Annotated in this window: 16 protein-coding genes and 1 pseudogene; 9 read left to right on the forward strand and 8 right to left on the reverse strand. The window is 69.4% G+C overall.

What is annotated here, in order from left to right; translation table 11 throughout:
* The first annotated feature begins 26 nt into the window (after positions 1-26).
* Positions 27-698 carry a FadR/GntR family transcriptional regulator gene (locus ACTWQE_RS18375; RefSeq protein ID WP_443330049.1) on the forward strand — a complete coding sequence of 224 codons (672 nt, stop codon included), beginning with the start codon at positions 27-29 and terminating at the stop codon, positions 696-698.
* 66 nt (positions 699-764) lie between these two features.
* Here ACTWQE_RS18375 and ACTWQE_RS18380 read toward each other — a convergent pair whose 3' ends face one another.
* From ACTWQE_RS18380 to fabG, 3 genes are all read right to left on the reverse strand, one after another.
* Entirely contained in the window at positions 765-1133 is a 369-nt protein-coding gene (locus ACTWQE_RS18380; RefSeq protein WP_443330050.1) for a hypothetical protein, read from the reverse strand.
* Between the two features lie 212 nt (positions 1134-1345).
* Positions 1346-2125, reverse strand: coding sequence for an enoyl-ACP reductase FabI (gene fabI / locus ACTWQE_RS18385; RefSeq protein ID WP_443330051.1), 780 nt, complete (start codon positions 2123-2125; stop codon positions 1346-1348).
* Positions 2126-2129: 4 nt separating this feature from the next.
* Entirely contained in the window at positions 2130-2834 is a 705-nt protein-coding gene (gene fabG, locus ACTWQE_RS18390; protein ID WP_443330052.1) for a 3-oxoacyl-[acyl-carrier-protein] reductase, read from the reverse strand.
* A gap of 595 nt (positions 2835-3429) precedes the next feature.
* Between fabG and ACTWQE_RS18395 the strand changes: the two genes are divergently transcribed.
* On the forward strand, positions 3430-3783 hold the full coding sequence (locus tag ACTWQE_RS18395; RefSeq protein ID WP_443330053.1) for a DUF6247 family protein: 354 nt from the start codon (positions 3430-3432) through the stop codon (positions 3781-3783).
* Positions 3784-3836: 53 nt separating this feature from the next.
* Here ACTWQE_RS18395 and ACTWQE_RS18400 read toward each other — a convergent pair whose 3' ends face one another.
* Positions 3837-4538, reverse strand: a complete 702-nt coding sequence (locus tag ACTWQE_RS18400; protein ID WP_443330054.1) for an ATP-binding protein — start codon at positions 4536-4538, stop codon at positions 3837-3839.
* A 145-nt stretch (positions 4539-4683) separates the two neighbouring features.
* Between ACTWQE_RS18400 and ACTWQE_RS18405 the strand changes: the two are divergent.
* The 5 genes and pseudogenes from ACTWQE_RS18405 to tyrS all read left to right on the forward strand — a co-directional run bounded on the left by ACTWQE_RS18405 (position 4684) and on the right by tyrS (position 10214).
* Positions 4684-5514 (forward strand): annotated as a pseudogene (locus ACTWQE_RS18405) (helix-turn-helix domain-containing protein).
* Positions 5511-5789, forward strand: coding sequence for a DUF397 domain-containing protein (locus tag ACTWQE_RS18410; protein WP_443330055.1), 279 nt, complete (start codon positions 5511-5513; stop codon positions 5787-5789). The pseudogene ACTWQE_RS18405 and the gene ACTWQE_RS18410 overlap by 4 nt, the downstream one beginning before the upstream one ends.
* A 47-nt stretch (positions 5790-5836) precedes the next feature.
* Positions 5837-7360 carry a TldD/PmbA family protein gene (locus ACTWQE_RS18415; protein ID WP_443330056.1) on the forward strand — a complete coding sequence of 508 codons (1524 nt, stop codon included), beginning with the start codon at positions 5837-5839 and terminating at the stop codon, positions 7358-7360.
* Positions 7357-8748, forward strand: coding sequence for a metallopeptidase TldD-related protein (locus ACTWQE_RS18420; RefSeq protein ID WP_443330057.1), 1392 nt, complete (start codon positions 7357-7359; stop codon positions 8746-8748). Before ACTWQE_RS18415 ends, ACTWQE_RS18420 begins: the two co-directional genes overlap by 4 nt.
* 53 nt (positions 8749-8801) lie before the next feature.
* Complete coding sequence (gene tyrS / locus ACTWQE_RS18425) at positions 8802-10214, forward strand: tyrosine--tRNA ligase (protein WP_443330058.1); 1413 nt, start codon at positions 8802-8804, stop codon at positions 10212-10214.
* Positions 10215-10465: 251 nt separating this feature from the next.
* Here tyrS and ACTWQE_RS18430 read toward each other — a convergent pair whose 3' ends face one another.
* On the reverse strand, positions 10466-10741 hold the full coding sequence (locus ACTWQE_RS18430; RefSeq protein ID WP_443330059.1) for a GlsB/YeaQ/YmgE family stress response membrane protein: 276 nt from the start codon (positions 10739-10741) through the stop codon (positions 10466-10468).
* 212 nt (positions 10742-10953) lie between these two features.
* On the opposite strand from ACTWQE_RS18430, the gene ACTWQE_RS18435 reads away from it, so the two are divergent.
* Entirely contained in the window at positions 10954-11328 is a 375-nt protein-coding gene (locus ACTWQE_RS18435; protein ID WP_443330060.1) for a DUF3099 domain-containing protein, read from the forward strand.
* A gap of 269 nt (positions 11329-11597) precedes the next feature.
* Complete coding sequence (locus ACTWQE_RS18440; RefSeq protein WP_443330061.1) at positions 11598-11819, forward strand: hypothetical protein; 222 nt, start codon at positions 11598-11600, stop codon at positions 11817-11819.
* A gap of 43 nt (positions 11820-11862) precedes the next feature.
* Here the strand turns inward: ACTWQE_RS18440 and moaA are convergent, their stop codons facing one another.
* The 3 genes from moaA to ACTWQE_RS18455 all read right to left on the reverse strand — a co-directional run bounded on the left by moaA (position 11863) and on the right by ACTWQE_RS18455 (position 15004).
* Positions 11863-12852: a GTP 3',8-cyclase MoaA gene (gene moaA, locus ACTWQE_RS18445; RefSeq protein WP_443330062.1), complete on the reverse strand. Its 990-nt coding sequence runs from the start codon at positions 12850-12852 to the stop codon at positions 11863-11865.
* 185 nt (positions 12853-13037) lie between these two features.
* The gene (locus ACTWQE_RS18450) at positions 13038-14660 is read right to left on the reverse strand and encodes a solute symporter family protein (protein ID WP_443330063.1); all 1623 of its coding nucleotides are present in this window, start codon (positions 14658-14660) and stop codon (positions 13038-13040) included.
* Positions 14657-15004 (reverse strand): DUF485 domain-containing protein, encoded by a 348-nt coding sequence (locus tag ACTWQE_RS18455; RefSeq protein WP_443330064.1) that lies wholly within the window; start codon positions 15002-15004, stop codon positions 14657-14659. Before ACTWQE_RS18455 ends, ACTWQE_RS18450 begins: the two co-directional genes overlap by 4 nt.
* Positions 15005-15075: the final 71 nt, after the last annotated feature.

Genomic DNA, 15075 nt, shown 5'->3' on the forward strand with positions numbered 1-15075 from the left:
TCGTTCTCGACCCGACCTGGAGAGCCATGCCGCTGACCAGTCCCCGGCGCTCCGCTCTCGTCGAGCAGGTGATCGCCGAGCTGCGGAAACAGATCGCTTCCGGCGAGTGGCCGGTCGGCTCCCGCATCCCCACGGAGCCCGAGCTCGTCGAGCAGCTCGGGGTCGCCCGTAACACCGTGCGCGAGGCGGTGCGCGCCCTCGCGCACAACGGGCTGCTGGACATCCGGCAGGGCTCGGGGACGTATGTGGTCGCGACCAGTGAGCTGGCCGGGGTGATGCAGCGGCGCTTCGCGGACGCCGACCCGCGGCACATCGCCGAACTGCGCAGCACCCTGGAGTCCTCGGCGGCGCGGCTGGCCGCCCAGCGCCGTACCGAGCGCGACCTCAAGCAGCTCGATGCGCTGCTGGACCGGCGCGAGGCCGCGTGGGAGTCGGGTGACGCGGAGGCCTTCGTCGAGGCCGACGCCACCCTGCACCTGGCTGTGGTGGCCGCCTCCCACAACGATGTGATGACGGCGCTCTACGCCGACCTGGGCGATGTCCTGCGCGACTGGTTGAGGAGCGATGTGGGCCAGGTCCTGCGCCCGGAGGACCATCTGGACCACACGCGGCTGGTGGACGCCATCCGGGACGGGGACGCGGAGACGGCGGCCTCGGAGGCCGCCGGATACCCGTTCACCTGCCGACCCGAACGCTGACCCGTCTCAGGCGTGCGCGCTGACGCGCCTCATGGAGGCAGGTCTCTCGCCCCGCTCAGGGGACGGCTATGCGCCCGGGGTGTGCGTCACCCAGGCCTCGCGTACCCCCATCCAGCACCGGTCCGACAGCTCCACGGTCCTCGCCGGGCCGACCTCGACGGGGTCGGTGTCCACGTCCAGGTCCCACCATCGGTCGCACTCGATGTGCAGCCGCACCAGGTCGCTCTCGGGGTACGGGTTGTGGCAGTCGGCGATGGCCCGGGAGCCCTCGACGCGGGCGCGGCACTCCGCCCGGTACGGCGGCCGCTCCCGGTCCTGTTCGCGCGTACCCGACGTGCCGCTGTCCCGTACGGCGATCGCGACGGCCGACACCGGGCAGATCACAGCGGCGGCGAGAAGCAGCACCGTTGCCGGGGTGCGACGGACAGTACGCACTCAGGGGACCTCCTCGGCCGTACTGCGGCTGGCACCGCTGCTGCACCACAAGGGGTCGTACTCCCCCAGCGTGTACGGCGCCGGGCCGTGCCGCCCGGCCGGCTGGACCGAACGGGCGACGCCCCGGCTCCCCGCACGGTGCGGGAGCCGGGGCGTCGCAACGCCGTGGGCCGCTGAAGCTGAGGAACAGCGGCGCCGAGAGGTGCCGGAGATCAGGCACCCATCATGTGGACACCGCCGTCGACGTGGACGATCTCGCCGGTGGTCTTCGGGAACCAGTCCGAGAGCAGGGCGACGACACCGCGGCCCGCCGGCTCCGGGTCGGTGAGGTCCCAGCCGATGGGGGCGCGGGTCTTCCACACGTCCGCGAGCTCCTCGAAGCCCGGGATGGACTTGGCGGCCATCGACTTGATCGGACCGGCCGAGACCAGGTTGCAGCGGATGTTCTTCCCGCCCAGGTCGCGGGCGAGGTAACGCGAGGTCGACTCCAGCGCCGCCTTGGCCACACCCATCCAGTCGTACTTCGGCCAGGCGACCTGCGCGTCGAAGTCCATGCCGACGACCGAGCCGCCGCGCTTCTCCAGCAGCGGCAGCAGGGCCATGGTCAGCGACTTCAGGGAGTACGCGGAGACCTCGACCGCGGTCGCGACGGACTCCCACTCGGTGTTCAGGAAGTTGCCGCCGAGGGCGTCCTGCGGCGCGAAGCCGATGGAGTGCACCACGCCGTCGAGGCCGATGCCCTCGCCCAGGTGCTCGGCGACCTTGTCGGCGAGGCCGGCGAGGTGCTCCTTGTTCTGCACGTCCAGCTCGATGACCGGCGGGGGCTTGGGCAGCCGCTTGGCGATGCGCTCGACGAGGCTCAGACGCCCGAAGCCCGTGAGGACCACCTCGGCGCCCTCCTCCTGGGCGAGCTTCGCGACGTGGAAGGCGATCGAGGAGTCGGTGAGAACTCCGGTGACGAGGATGCGCTTGCCGGCGAGGATTCCACTCATGTGATCAGTGACCCATGCCCAATCCGCCGTCAACCGGGATGACGGCTCCAGTGATGTACGAGGCGTCGTCCGAAGCGAGGAAGCGCACGGTGGCGGCGATCTCCTCCGGCTGCGCGTACCGGCCGAGCGGCACCTGGCCGACGATGCTCTCACGCTGCTCGTCGGTGAGCGCCTTGGTCATGTCCGTGTCGACGAAACCGGGGGCGACGACGTTGAAGGTGATGTTGCGGGAGCCCAGCTCGCGGGCGAGGGAGCGGGCGAAACCGACCAGCCCCGCCTTGGACGCGGCGTAGTTCGCCTGACCTGCCGAGCCGAGCAGGCCGACCACCGAGGAGATCAGGACGACCCGGCCCTTCTTGGCGCGCAGCATGCCGCGGTTGGCGCGCTTCACCACACGGAAGGTGCCGGTGAGGTTGGTGTCCAGGACGGCGCTGAAGTCCTCCTCGGACATCCGCATCAGGAGCTGGTCGCGGGTGACACCCGCGTTGGCCACCAGCACCTGGACCGGTCCGTGCTTCTCCTCGATCTCCTTGTAGGCCTGCTCGACCTGCTCGGGATCGGTGATGTCGCACCGCACGGCCAGAAAGCCCGCGGGCGGCTCCCCGGACCGGTAGGTGATCGCGACCTTGTCGCCGGCGTCGGCGAAGGCGCGGGCGATGGCGAGGCCGATGCCCCGGTTTCCTCCGGTGACGAGAACCGAGCGGCTCAACAGATCACCCTTTCGATAGTGGTCAGGTACCCCAAAAACTATCGGTCTGCGAACCGCTACGGAGAATCGACCCCCGACAGGGGCACCTCCCGCTCACTGTTGGATTCCTACAGTCGACGGCCCGCGGGATCCCGGTCACCATGCCATCCAGGTCCGCAGGACACCGGGGCGGGCGGGGAGGAAGTGCGCAGTTCCGTGGCGTTGGGGGCGGCCGGTCAGCAGGGTTAGGAATTTACTGGTTCAACGGTCGTCGTCCCTCGTTCCGCGAGAAGCGACGCGACCGGGTCCGGTGCATCGGGCGGGATGTCGTACCGGGGCAGACTGTCGAGGTCGGACGTGGTGGCGCCCTTGAGCCGGATCTTCCCTCGAGCGACGAGGTCGGAGTAGCGAGCCACGGTCCGAGCCTCCCTCTCACCGGAGCGAGTGATCGGATCCTGGCCTCCGGGCCGGAGACATATCCCAGCCCGGGGCGCCGAGCCGACGGTCCCGTCCCGGTCATCTCTCGTCCACCGCGTCACTCGAAGAGCTGACCGCACCTGCGTTCCCACTCGATAGGCTGACCGCACGGCCGAGAATGCCGCCCATGGGAGAACGCATGACCGCTACCACACCCGAGCAGCCCCGCATCCCCCGGCCTCCGGCTACCGTGACCGCGCTCCGCCAGGCTGTCGCCCAGATCGCCCCGGCCGCGCTGCCCGCCTTCACCCGGGAGCTGGACCAGGCCGCGGACCAGGCTCGGCAGGGTTCCGATCTGGCGCCCCTCCAACGGTTCACCACTCAGTGGGCGGTGTACGTGGAGATCCAGCGCCGCCCGGCAGTCGCCGACCGCTTCCGTGCATTGGAGGACCTCGCCGCATCGGGCGACGCCGCCGAGGCACGCAGGGCAGCAGCAGAGCTCGGGCGGATCCTTGACGAGACGCAGGCAGCCCTCTCCAGGGCTCGGCGTTGAGCCGAGACTGGACCTGGGAGTACGACCCCGATCAGCGACACGTGACTGCAGGCCTACCGACCGGTCTCGTCGCCGAGGTAGAGCGGCTGGTCGGCCAACTCGTGGAACTGGCCGACACCGGCGTCGACGTCACCGACCTGGGGAACGGCCCCCGCCGTGGCGGGCTGCGCCACCTGGACGCGGCAGGCGGCTGGTTCTACTTCCTCGTCGCACCCCGACAGCGACTGATCATCGTGGTGAGAATCGTCCCGCCCCTCGATGGTCCGTGACCGCCGCCCCGGCCACGGACAGGCAGGCACGTCGTACTCGCACCAGACTGTCTTGCCGATGCTGCGGTCCGTCACGCCCCACTTGGACGCGAGCGCGTCCACCAGGAGCAGTCCCCGGCTGCCCTCCTCCCCTGGTTCCTCACCTCCGAGGACAGGGCGTGCCTCGCCGCGCGCATCGCTGACCTCGATACGGACGGTCTCCGGCCTGCGGTCGCCGCCCACGGGATGAGCCAGGAGACACAGCCGGAAGTCCCTGCCCGGTACGTGCCCATGGAGGACGGCGTTGGCCACCAGCTCCCCGACGAGCAGGGCGACGGCCTGCGAGGCGGAACTGTCGTACGGGAGGCCCCACTCGTCCAACCGCTGCACGGCAAGGCGGCGGGCGAGGCGGGCACCGCGCCGGGAGGACGTGAAGGACATCGCGAACGTGCCGGGCGGGGCGGGCAGTCGAGCGGACTGCTCGATGGGGGGAATTGCGGAGCTCATGCCGTTGATCGTTCCGGCCCGGCTCTAGCCTGACCAGGCATGCCACGGGTACGGAGGGTGGCTGTACGGGCACGGAAGGTGGTCTGTACGGAGGGGTGCCCGGGAGCCTGGATGCGGGCATCAGCGCGTACGGGAGGAGCGGGACATGGCGGGTTCGGAGCAGTTGGGGCGGGACGAGTCCGGGGCGGACATCCTCAAGACCATCGGACGGCAGGTGAAGCTCTTCCGCGAACGGGCGGGGCTCACGCAGGCGGAGTTGGGCCGCCGTATCGGTTACGGCGAGGACCAGGTGTCGTCAGTTGAACAGGGGCGGCGGGTGCCCCAGCCGGAGTTCCTCGATGGGGCGGATGAGGTGCTGGACGCGTTCGGTGTCCTGAAGGCGGCGAAGGAACAGGTCAGCAAGACTGGAATTCCCGCGTTCTTCCGCGATGTCGCAAAGTTCGAGACGCAGGCTGTTGAGTATCACTCGTAGCAGAATCAAGTCGTGAGTGGACTGCTCCAGACCGAGGACTATGCCCGAGCAGTGTTGCGAATGGAACGGCCCCTGGTGGATGAGGAGACCATTGAGCAACGTGTGTCTGCTCGGCTCGCTCGACAAGAACTGCTGACCCGTTGGCCAGCGCCCATCATGAGCTTCGTGACCGAGGAAGCTGTGCTCCAACGCCCATACGGGGGCCGGGAGGTACTGAAGGGCCAGTTGGAACACCTCCTGCGCATCGATCAGATGCGCAATGTCGAACTCCAGGTGATGCCAACCGCCATTGAGGACCACGCCGGAACGGGCGGCCCCTTGATCTTGCTGGAGCCCAAAGGACGACCGATGATGGCCTATACCGAGGTCCAGTCCGTCAGCCATCTGCTCACGGACCGAAAAGCAGTCCGTCAGATCGAGCAACGGTATGGAATCATCCGGGCACAGGCTCTCCGGCCGAGAGAGTCCTTGGAGCTGATCGAAAAGCTGCTGGGAGCGACATGAGCATCGAGCGAGTCGGCAACGACGGATCCGAGCTGGCCTGGTTCAAGAGCAGTTACAGCAGCAGCGCTGGCGGCGACTGCATCGAGGTCGCCGTCGACTGGCGCAAGAGCAGCTACAGCAGCGGCGAAGGTGGCATGTGCGTCGAGGTGGCCGCCTCCCCCGCCGCCGTACACGTCCGGGATTCCAAGGACCGGCACGGCCCGCAGCTCTGCTTCCCGGCAGACGAGTGGGCCACCTTCGTCGGTGGCGTACGCGCCGGGGAATTCAGCCGCTGACGTCGGCTTCTGGGGCATGATCGGGGCAACGACCCCGGGAGGATGCCGTGCCCCATTCCATCGACGAGTCCTTCACGGCGCTGCCGCTCCGCGCGCTCGCCGACGCGGCGCTCGCGCGCGCCCGTGCGTTGGGCGCGGACCACGCGGACTTCCGCTTCGAGCGGGTGCGCAGCGCCGCGTGGCGGCTGCGGGACGCCCGGCTGGCGGGCTCGGCCGACACCACGGACCTGGGGTTCGCGGTGCGGGTGGTGCACGGCGGGTCCTGGGGCTTCGCCTCGGGCGTGGATCCGACCCCGGACGCCGCTGCCGCCGTGGCCGACCGTGCCGTGGCGATGGCGAAGCTGTCCGCGCAGGTGATCACCGCCGCGGGGTCCGACGAGCGGGTGGAGCTGGCCGACGAGCCGGTGCACCCCGACCGGACGTGGATCTCCTCCTACGAGATCAACCCTTTTGACGTGCCCGACGCCGACAAGAGGGAACTGCTGGCCGAGTGGAGCCGCAGGCTGCTGGCCGCGGACGGTGTCTCGCACGCGGACGCCTCGCTCCTCGCCGTCCAGGAGAACAAGTTCTACGCGGACACGGCGGGCACCACGACCACCCAGCAGCGCGTACGGCTGCATCCGCAGCTCACGGCGGTCGCGGTGGATCCGGACAGCGGTGAGTTCGAGTCGATGCGGACCATCGCCCCTCCCGTGGGCCGCGGCTGGGAGTATCTGACCGGCACCGGCTGGGACTGGGACGCGGAGCTCGCGCGGATCCCCGAACTGCTCGCCGAGAAGATGCGGGCGCCGAGCGTGGAGCCCGGAGCGTACGACCTGGTGGTGGACCCGTCGAACCTCTGGCTGACCATCCATGAGTCCATCGGCCACGCCACCGAGTTGGACCGTGCGCTCGGCTACGAGGCGGCGTACGCGGGCACCTCGTTCGCCACCTTCGACCAGCTCGGCAAGCTCAGGTACGGCTCGGAGATCATGCAGGTGACCGGGGACCGGACGGCCGAGCACGGGCTGTCGACGGTCGGTTACGACGACGAGGGTGTGGCCGGGCAGTCCTGGGACCTGGTGAAGGACGGGGTGCTCGTCGGCTACCAGCTGGACCGCCGGATCGCGAGGCTCACCGGTTTCGAGCGCTCCAACGGCTGTGCGTACGCGGACTCCCCCGGTCATGTGCCGGTCCAGCGCATGGCGAACGTCTCCTTGAAGCCGGCGCCCGCGGGGCCGTCCACCGAGGAGCTGATCGCGGGGGTGGAGCGCGGCATCTATGTCGTCGGCGACCGTTCCTGGTCGATCGATATGCAGCGCTACAACTTCCAGTTCACCGGGCAGCGCTTCTTCCGGATCGAGAACGGCCGCCTCGCCGGGCAGCTGCGGGACGTCGCGTACCAGGCGACCACCACCGAGTTCTGGGGCTCGATGGCGGCGGTCGGCGGCCCGCAGACGTACGTGCTGGGAGGCGCGTTCAACTGCGGCAAGGCCCAGCCCGGCCAGGTCGCTGCCGTCTCGCACGGCTGCCCGTCCGCGCTGTTCCGCGGCGTCAACATCCTCAACACCACGCAGGAGGCAGGCCGATGACCCCGATGACCGCTCCCCATGAGGTCGTCGAGCGCGCCCTCGACCTGTCCCGCGCCGACGGCTGTGTGGTGATCGCCGACGAGGAGTCCAGTGCCAATCTGCGGTGGGCGGGCAACGCGCTGACGACCAACGGCGTGACCCGCGGCCGTACCCTCACCGTCATCGCGACCGTGGACGGCGCGGAGGGCACCGCGTCGGGGGTCGTCTCCCGGGCGGCCGTCACCGCGGAGGAGCTGGAGCCGCTGGTGCGGGCCGCCGAGGCGGCCGCGCGGGAGGCGGGCCCCGCCGAGGACGCCCAGCCGCTCGTCGCGGGCGTCCCCGCGTCGCCGCACTTCACCGACGCGCCCGCCGAGACCTCCTCCGAGGTGTTCGCCGCCTTCGCGCCCGCGCTCGGGGAGTCCTTCGCCCGGGCCCGGGCCGGGGGCCGGGAGCTGTACGGCTTCGCCCAGCACGAGACCGTCTCCAGCTATCTCGGCACCTCCACGGGGCTGCGGCTGCGCCACGACCAGCCGACGGGAACCCTGGAGCTGAACGCCAAGTCGCCGGACCGTACGCGCTCGGCCTGGGCGGGCCGGGCCACCCGTGACTTCCGCGATGTCGACCCGTCGGCCATGGACGCGGAGCTGGCGCGGCGGCTGGCCTGGGCGGAGCGGCGGGTGGAGCGGCCCGCCGGCCGCTACGAGACCCTGCTGCCGCCCACCGCCGTCGCCGACCTGCTGATCTACCAGCAGTGGTCGGCGACGGCCCGGGACGCGGTCGAGGGCCGTACGGTCTTCAGCAAGCCGGCAGGCGGTACGCGCCTGGGCGAGAAGCTCTCCGAGCTTCCGCTGACGCTGCGCAGCGACCCGTACGAGCCGGGGCTGGAGACGGCGCCGTTCGTGCTGGCGCACGCGTCCGGCGACGACGCCTCGGTGTTCGACAACGGCCTGCCCCTGGAGCCGACCGAGTGGTTGCGGGAGGGGGAGCTGAACCGGCTGATCACCACCCGGCACACCTCCCGTCTCACCGGTATGCCGGTCGCCCCCGCCGTCGACAACCTGATCCTGGACGCGGACGGCGGCAGCTCGCTGGAGGAGATGGTCGCCGGAACCCGGAGCGGGCTGCTGCTGACCTGCCTCTGGTACATCCGCGAAGTCGATCCGTCGACACTGCTGCTGACGGGCCTCACCCGGGACGGTGTCTATCTGGTGGAGAACGGGGAGGTCGTCGGCGAGGTGAACAACTTCCGCTTCAACGAGTCCCCGGTGGGTCTGCTGTCGCGGGCCACCGAGGCCGGGCGCACCGAGCGGACCCTGCCGCGCGAGTGGGGCGACTGGTTCACCCGCGCCGCGATGCCCGCACTGCGGATTCCGGACTTCCATATGAGCTCGGTCAGCCGGGGTGTGTGACCCCATAGAATTCACACCGTCCGCCTGTCCCTCCGATCTCTTCCAGGAACGCCATGACACGCCTCGGCGACTCCGTCGCTCGCACCAGTGAGCTGCTGGTGCAGGACCTCTCCTCCGACAAGACCGTGGAGCAGCTGCTCACGGAGACGAAGGCGAGGCGTTATCTCGACCTGTCGGACCTGTCGGCGAAGGAGCAGGCGGAGCTGATCGCCGGTCGTACGGTGGAGGTGCTGCCGTCGGTGAGCAAGCTGGCGGAGCGGATCGAGGAGCGCCGGGCGAAGGGGCAGGGGCTGGGCATCAAGCTCGGTATCGATCCCACCGCGGCCGATGTCCACCTCGGTCACACCGTGCCCATCATCATCCTCAGCCGCTTCCAGCGCATGGGCCACGACGTCACGCTGATCATCGGTGACTTCACGGCCAAGATCGGCGACCCGTCGGGCCGTACGGCCGAGCGCCCGCCGCTGACCGATGACGACATCGCCGCGAACGTCGCCGGGTACCGGGAGCAGGTCCGGCCGTTCTTCGACTTCGAAAAGGTCAGTTTCCGGCAGAACAGCGAGTGGCTGGCGCCGTACACCTTCCCCGAGCTGCTGAAGCTGCTTTCCCAGGTACCGGCCTCCCAGCTGCTCCAGCGCGAGGACTTCCGCAACCGGCTGGCCGAGGGCTCCGGCCTGACGATGTCGGAGCTGCTCTACCCGGTCGCGCAGGGCCTGGACTCGGTGGCGCTGGAGTGCGATGTCGAGCTGGGCGGTTCGGACCAGCTGCTGAATCTCCAGATGGGCCGCAAGCTGATGGAGCTGCACGGTCAGGAGCAGCAGCTGATCGTCACCATGCCGCTGATCGAGGGCACGGACGGCTCAGGCGCCAAGATGTCCAAGTCCAAGGGCAACTACGTCGGCCTGACCGCTACGGCGGACGATGTCTTCGGCAAGATCATGTCGGTGCCGGACCGTCTGATGGAGCCGTATCTGAAGGCCTGGACGGAGTGGACGGACGAGGAGATCACGCTCGCCCTGTCCCGGGTGGAGGAGAAGTCGCTGCACCCGATGGATCTGAAGAAGGTCCTGGCGGGCGAGGTCGTGGCGGCGCTGTACGACGTGGACGCCGCGATGGCGGCCCGCGCGGGCTTCATCGCGCAGTTCTCCAAGAAGACCTTCACCGAGGTCGAGTCGCTGCCGTCCGTCGACACGGCCGAGCACGGCGAGGAGACCGTGGCGGCGGTGCTGACCAAGGTCCTGGAGTTCACCCCGAGCGCCTCGGCGGCCCGCCGGATCGCCAAGCAGAACGGTCTGCGGCTGGTCGTCGAGACCGGGAGCGGCCAGCAGGCGATCGTGCTGGACGAGGCCGCGGCCACCAGCCCGCTCCGCGAGGTCGTGCTCCGCAGCCTGGAGGAGAAGGGGCTGAGCGGCGGCAGCGTCTATCTGAAGGCCGGGCGGAAGATCGCCGAGCTCCAGGGGCTGTAGGACGGGCCTCTGGGACGGCATACGCCGGCGGCCGGGTGCGCTCCTCGCGCGCCCGGCCGCCGTCCGCCGTGACAGGCCCCGTCGGCGGTTCTGCCGACCGGATTCTGCTGCTCCGAATTCTGTCGGTCGGATTCCTTTGGGTCGGACTTCTGTTGGTCGTTTTCTGCTGAGGTCCTGCTGATCAGGTCCTGCTGATCAGGTTCCGCTGATCAGGTTCCGCTGATCAGGTTCCGCTGATCAGGTTCCGCTGATCAGGTTCTGTGCCGGGTGCCGCGGATCTGCGCGTACAGAGGGGTGCCCAGCGCCACGATGAGCACGGCCCCCACGAGCTGCAGCGCATGGCGGCCCCAGTCGACACCGCTGGTCTCGTCGATCCCGATCCCCCGGGCCACGGCATTGCCGAGAAGGCTTCCCAGGATGCCGAAGACGACCGTCAGCCAGAGCGGGATGTTCTGCTTGCCGGGCAGGAGTCCCCTGGCGAGCACTCCCAGTACGAGTCCTACGATAATGGCCCACAACCAACCCATGGCTGCCTCCTCGCACAGCGCGGTCCCGCGCGGATACGGCCAGTCTGTCCCCGCTCGGATTGCGGCGCACGTCAGAGGGCGGTAGGGCACGAACGGCCCGGTGAGCAGGGTCCTCCCGGCCCGACCCGGGGTCGAGGTCGGCGGAGCAGCGGCGTACCGTGGAGGTGTCCGGACCGGGGAGGCTCGGCACGGGATCCAGGTGGTGGAATGTGATGCGGAAGCGCAGCGGCACCGGGGTCTTCCGTATCACGGGAGCCCGCCAGGGACTGGCCGATGATGTACGGGGCCGGCAGCGGCGCTATGTCATCTCGATGTCCGTGCGGACCGTGTCCTTCCTCTTGGCCGTCCTGCTGTGGAACGTGGAGCGGCATGTGGCGATCGTGGCCCTGGCACTGGGTTTCGTTCTTCCGTACATCGCCGTGGTGATCGCCAACGCGGGCCGGGAGAATGCCCCTTCGCTGCCCCCGTCCTTCATCCCGACCCCCGACCGGCCCATGCTGAACGGCGGCTCGCGGGATGCCGGAGCGGAACACGTCCCGGAGACCACGGGCGGGGAGCGGGACGAGCAGCCGCGCGAACCGCGCTGACCAGCGGCGGTCCGCAAAGCTCAAGAAAAGCTCAGATCAATCATGTCGATCCAGTGCACCCGCCCGGGTCCCCCATGACATACTTCGTACGCGCTCCGCATCCCCCGTCGGAGCGACGGACCGACGCCGGGCAGCTCCCCCCGTGGCTGCCCGGCGTCGCCATGTCCCGCGCAAACGCGGCCATCACCCGTGGTCCGGCCGCTTCCGACAGCCCCGGAGAGCGGGGCCCGGGCGCGGTGGTACGGGCCGGATGATGCAGTCTGGGCCATGTGACTGACGAATCGCTGATCTGCTCGGCCAAGGGATGCCGTACCACCGCGGTGTGGGTGCTGGCATGGAACAACCCCAAGATCCATACGCCCGAGCGCCGGAAGACCTGGCTGGCGTGCGAGGAGCACCGCGAGCATCTGTCGCAATTCCTCGGAGTGCGGGGGTTCCTGAAAGACGTGGTGACGCTCGAGGAGTGGGGACGGCGTTCGGAGAGCTCCTGACCGCCACCCCTGATCGTCGGCCCCCGACCGACGCCCCTGGCAGTCAGCCGCCGATGGCCGACATCGGGCGGTCGGGCTGCAGGAAGGACGGGTCGTCCAGACCCGACCCGGCCTTCTTCCCCCACATCGCCAGCTTCCACAGCTCGGCGATCTCCTCGTCCGGCGCACCGGAGCGCAGGGCGCCGCGCAGGTCCGACTCCTCCCGAGCGAAGAGGCACGTACGCACCTGGCCGTCGGCGGTGAGACGCGTGCGGTCGCAGGCCCGGCAGAACGGGCGGGTGACGGAGGCGATGACCCCGACCCGTGCGGGGCCACCGTCGACCAGCCAGCGCTCGGCCGGAGCGGAGCCGCGCTCCCCCTCGCCCTCGGGCGTCAGGGCGAAGCGGCTGCGCAGGCTCGTGAGGATGTCCCCGGCGGTGATCATGCCGTCGCGCTTCCAGCCGTGCTGGGCGTCGAGGGGCATCTGCTCGATGAAGCGCAGCTCGTAGCCGTTCTCGAGGGCCCAGGCCAGGAGGTCGGGGGCCTCGTCGTCGTTGAGGCCCGGCATCAGCACGGTGTTGACCTTGACCGGGGCGAGGCCCGTGGCGCGCGCCGCCCGGAGGCCTTCCAGCACGTCGTGGTGGCGCTTGCGGCGGGTCATGGCCTGGAAGACGTCGGGGCGCAGGGTGTCGAGGGAGACGTTGACGCGGTCGAGGCCGGCGTCCTTGAGGGCCTGGGCCGTGCGCTCCAGGCCGATGCCGTTGGTGGTCAGCGACATGGTGGGCCGCGGTTCGAGGGCGGCGCAGCGCTCGACGATACCGACGAGGCCCGGGCGCAGCAGGGGTTCCCCGCCGGTGAAGCGGACTTCGGTGACTCCGAGGGCGGTGACGGATATCCGGATCAGGCGGACGATCTCGTCGTCGGTGAGAAGGTCGGGCTTACCGAGCCACTGGAGGCCCTCTTCGGGCATGCAGTAGGTGCAGCGCAGATTGCAGCGGTCGGTGAGCGAGACACGGAGGTCGGTGGCGACGCGACCGTAAGTGTCGATGAGCATGGTTGCGGCCCCTCCCACGGATGCTGCGGACAGCCTGGCTCAAGCCTGTGTCTCGCAGCCTACGCGATGCGTCCGATCTTCAACGGTTCGTTGAAGATATGCGCGGTCGCTCTCCGTGAGGGGGCCGCTTCCTGCCTCTTCGAGTCTCTCGGTAACCGGGTCCTCTCGGTGGCGTGCGCAGGAGGTCAGTGGGCGCCGGTTCCGGTGAGGGAGCGGACCTCCAGCTCGGCGTACTTCGCCTCGTCCGGAACCTCCTTGGACAGGACGGATCCGAGCCAGCCGAGCGCGAAGCCCAGCGGGATGGAGATCAGACCCGGGTTCTCCAGCGGGAACCAGTGGAAGTCCACGCCCGGGAACATCGAGGTCTCCTTGCCCGAGACCACCGGCGAGAAGAGCACCAGCACCACGGACGAGATGAGGCCGCCGTAGATCGACCACAGCGCGCCCTGGGTGGTGAACCGCTTCCAGAACAGGCTGTAGAGGATCGTCGGGAGGTTGGCGGAGGCCGCGACCGCGAAGGCGAGGGCGACCAGGCCGGCGACGTTGAGCTTGCCCGCGAAGATCCCGAGGACGATGGCGACGGCGCCGATCCCGACGGCGGAGATCCGGGCCGCCCCGACCTCTTCCTTCTCGGTCGCCTCGCCCTTGCGGATGACGTTCGCGTACAGGTCGTGGGCGAAGGAGGACGAGGAGGCGAGGGTCAGTCCGGCGACGACAGCGAGAATCGTGGCGAACGCGACCGCCGAGATCACGGCGAGCAGGATGGCGCCGCCGGTCGAGCCGCTGCCGCCGCCGATCACCTCGGCGAGCAGCGGAGCGGCGGTGTTGCCCGCCGGGTTGGACGCGATGATCGTCTCCGGCTTGATGAGCGCCGCGGCGCCGAATCCGAGGGCGATCGTCATCAGGTAGAAGCCACCGATGATCCCGATGGCCCAGATCACCGACTTACGCGCGGCCTTGGCGGTCGGCACGGTGTAGAAGCGGATCAGGATGTGCGGGAGTCCGGCCGTACCGAGGACCAGCGCCAGTCCCAGCGAGAGGAAGTCGATCTTCGACGTGGCCGTGAGGCCGTACTTGAGTCCGGGCTCCAGGAAGGCCGCGCCCTTGCCGCTGTTCTCGGCCGCGGCGCCGAGCAGGGTGGAGACGTTCCAGTCGAACTTGTTGAGCACCAGCAGGGTGATCAGCAGCGTGCCGGTGATCAGCAGCACCGCCTTCACGATCTGCACCCAGGTGGTGCCCTTCATCCCGCCGATGGTCACGTACAGGATCATGATGATGCCGACCAGGGCGACGATGAGGTTCTTGCCGGCCTCGCCGGTGATTCCGAGCAGCAGCGCGACGAGCGCTCCGGCACCGACCATCTGGGCCAGCAGATAGAAGATCGACACCACGATGGTGGAGACGCCGGCCGCGGTCCGCACCGGCCGCTGCCGCATCCGGTACGCGAGGACGTCACCCATCGTGTAGCGGCCGGAGTTGCGGAGCGGCTCGGCCACCAGGAGCAGCGCGACCAGCCAGGCGACGAGGAAGCCGATGGAGTAGAGGAAGCCGTCGTACCCGGAGAGGGCGATGGCGCCCGCGATACCGAGGAAGGACGCGGCGGACATGTAGTCGCCGGAGATCGCCAGACCGTTCTGGAAGCCGGTGAAGGAGCGCCCTCCCGCGTAGAAGTCGGTCGCGTCCTTGGTCTGCCGGCCGGCCCAGACGGTGATCCCGAGGGTGGCGGCGACGAAGACCGAGAAGAGGGTGATGATCAGCGTGCGGTGCTGACCCGCGCCCTCGGCGGCGAGCTGGACGGTGGGGCTCATGCGTCGCCCTCCAGACGGGACTTGATGGCCTCGGCCTTGGGGTCGAGCTTGGCTGCCGCGTGGCGCGAGTACCACCAGGCGATGAGGAAGGTGGTGGCGAACTGTGCGACACCGAGGACGAGGGCGACGTTGATGTGGCCGAGCACCTTGGTCCCCATGAAGCCGCCCGCGTAGCTGGACAGCAGGACGTAGAGCAAGTACCAGGCGATGAACGCCATGGTGAGCGGAAAGACGAAAGACCGGTATGTACGGCGCAGTTCGGTGAACTCGGGGCCTGCCTGTACCTCGCGGTACGGCTCACTGCCCGACGTCCCCTCCCCCGGCGTTGTCGGTTCGGTGTACACGGCATCTCCTGTGGGGTGGTGGGCTGCAGTGTGCTTATGGGGTTGACGTTGATCATTTCGGTGCCGGTTGG

The organism is Streptomyces sp. 8N706 (genome assembly GCF_052245415.1).
GTDB lineage: Bacteria > Actinomycetota > Actinomycetes > Streptomycetales > Streptomycetaceae > Streptomyces.

Bases quoted from the DNA above. Each gene is read 5' to 3' on its own strand.
- ACTWQE_RS18375 (WP_443330049.1), top strand. From the start codon at position 27: ATGCCGCTGACCAGTCCCCGGCGCTCCGCTCTCGTCGAGCAGGTGATC.
- ACTWQE_RS18395 (WP_443330053.1), top strand. From the start codon at position 3,430: ATGACCGCTACCACACCCGAGCAGCCCCGCATCCCCCGGCCTCCGGCT.
- fabI (WP_443330051.1), bottom strand. From the start codon at position 2,125: ATGAGTGGAATCCTCGCCGGCAAGCGCATCCTCGTCACCGGAGTTCTC.
- ACTWQE_RS18435 (WP_443330060.1), top strand. From the start codon at position 10,954: ATGCGGAAGCGCAGCGGCACCGGGGTCTTCCGTATCACGGGAGCCCGC.
- tyrS (WP_443330058.1), top strand. From the start codon at position 8,802: ATGACACGCCTCGGCGACTCCGTCGCTCGCACCAGTGAGCTGCTGGTG.
- ACTWQE_RS18420 (WP_443330057.1), top strand. From the start codon at position 7,357: ATGACCCCGATGACCGCTCCCCATGAGGTCGTCGAGCGCGCCCTCGAC.
- ACTWQE_RS18450 (WP_443330063.1), bottom strand. From the start codon at position 14,660: ATGAGCCCCACCGTCCAGCTCGCCGCCGAGGGCGCGGGTCAGCACCGC.
- ACTWQE_RS18400 (WP_443330054.1), bottom strand. From the start codon at position 4,538: ATGAGCTCCGCAATTCCCCCCATCGAGCAGTCCGCTCGACTGCCCGCC.
- ACTWQE_RS18410 (WP_443330055.1), top strand. From the start codon at position 5,511: ATGAGCATCGAGCGAGTCGGCAACGACGGATCCGAGCTGGCCTGGTTC.
- ACTWQE_RS18430 (WP_443330059.1), bottom strand. From the start codon at position 10,741: ATGGGTTGGTTGTGGGCCATTATCGTAGGACTCGTACTGGGAGTGCTC.
- moaA (WP_443330062.1), bottom strand. From the start codon at position 12,852: ATGCTCATCGACACTTACGGTCGCGTCGCCACCGACCTCCGTGTCTCG.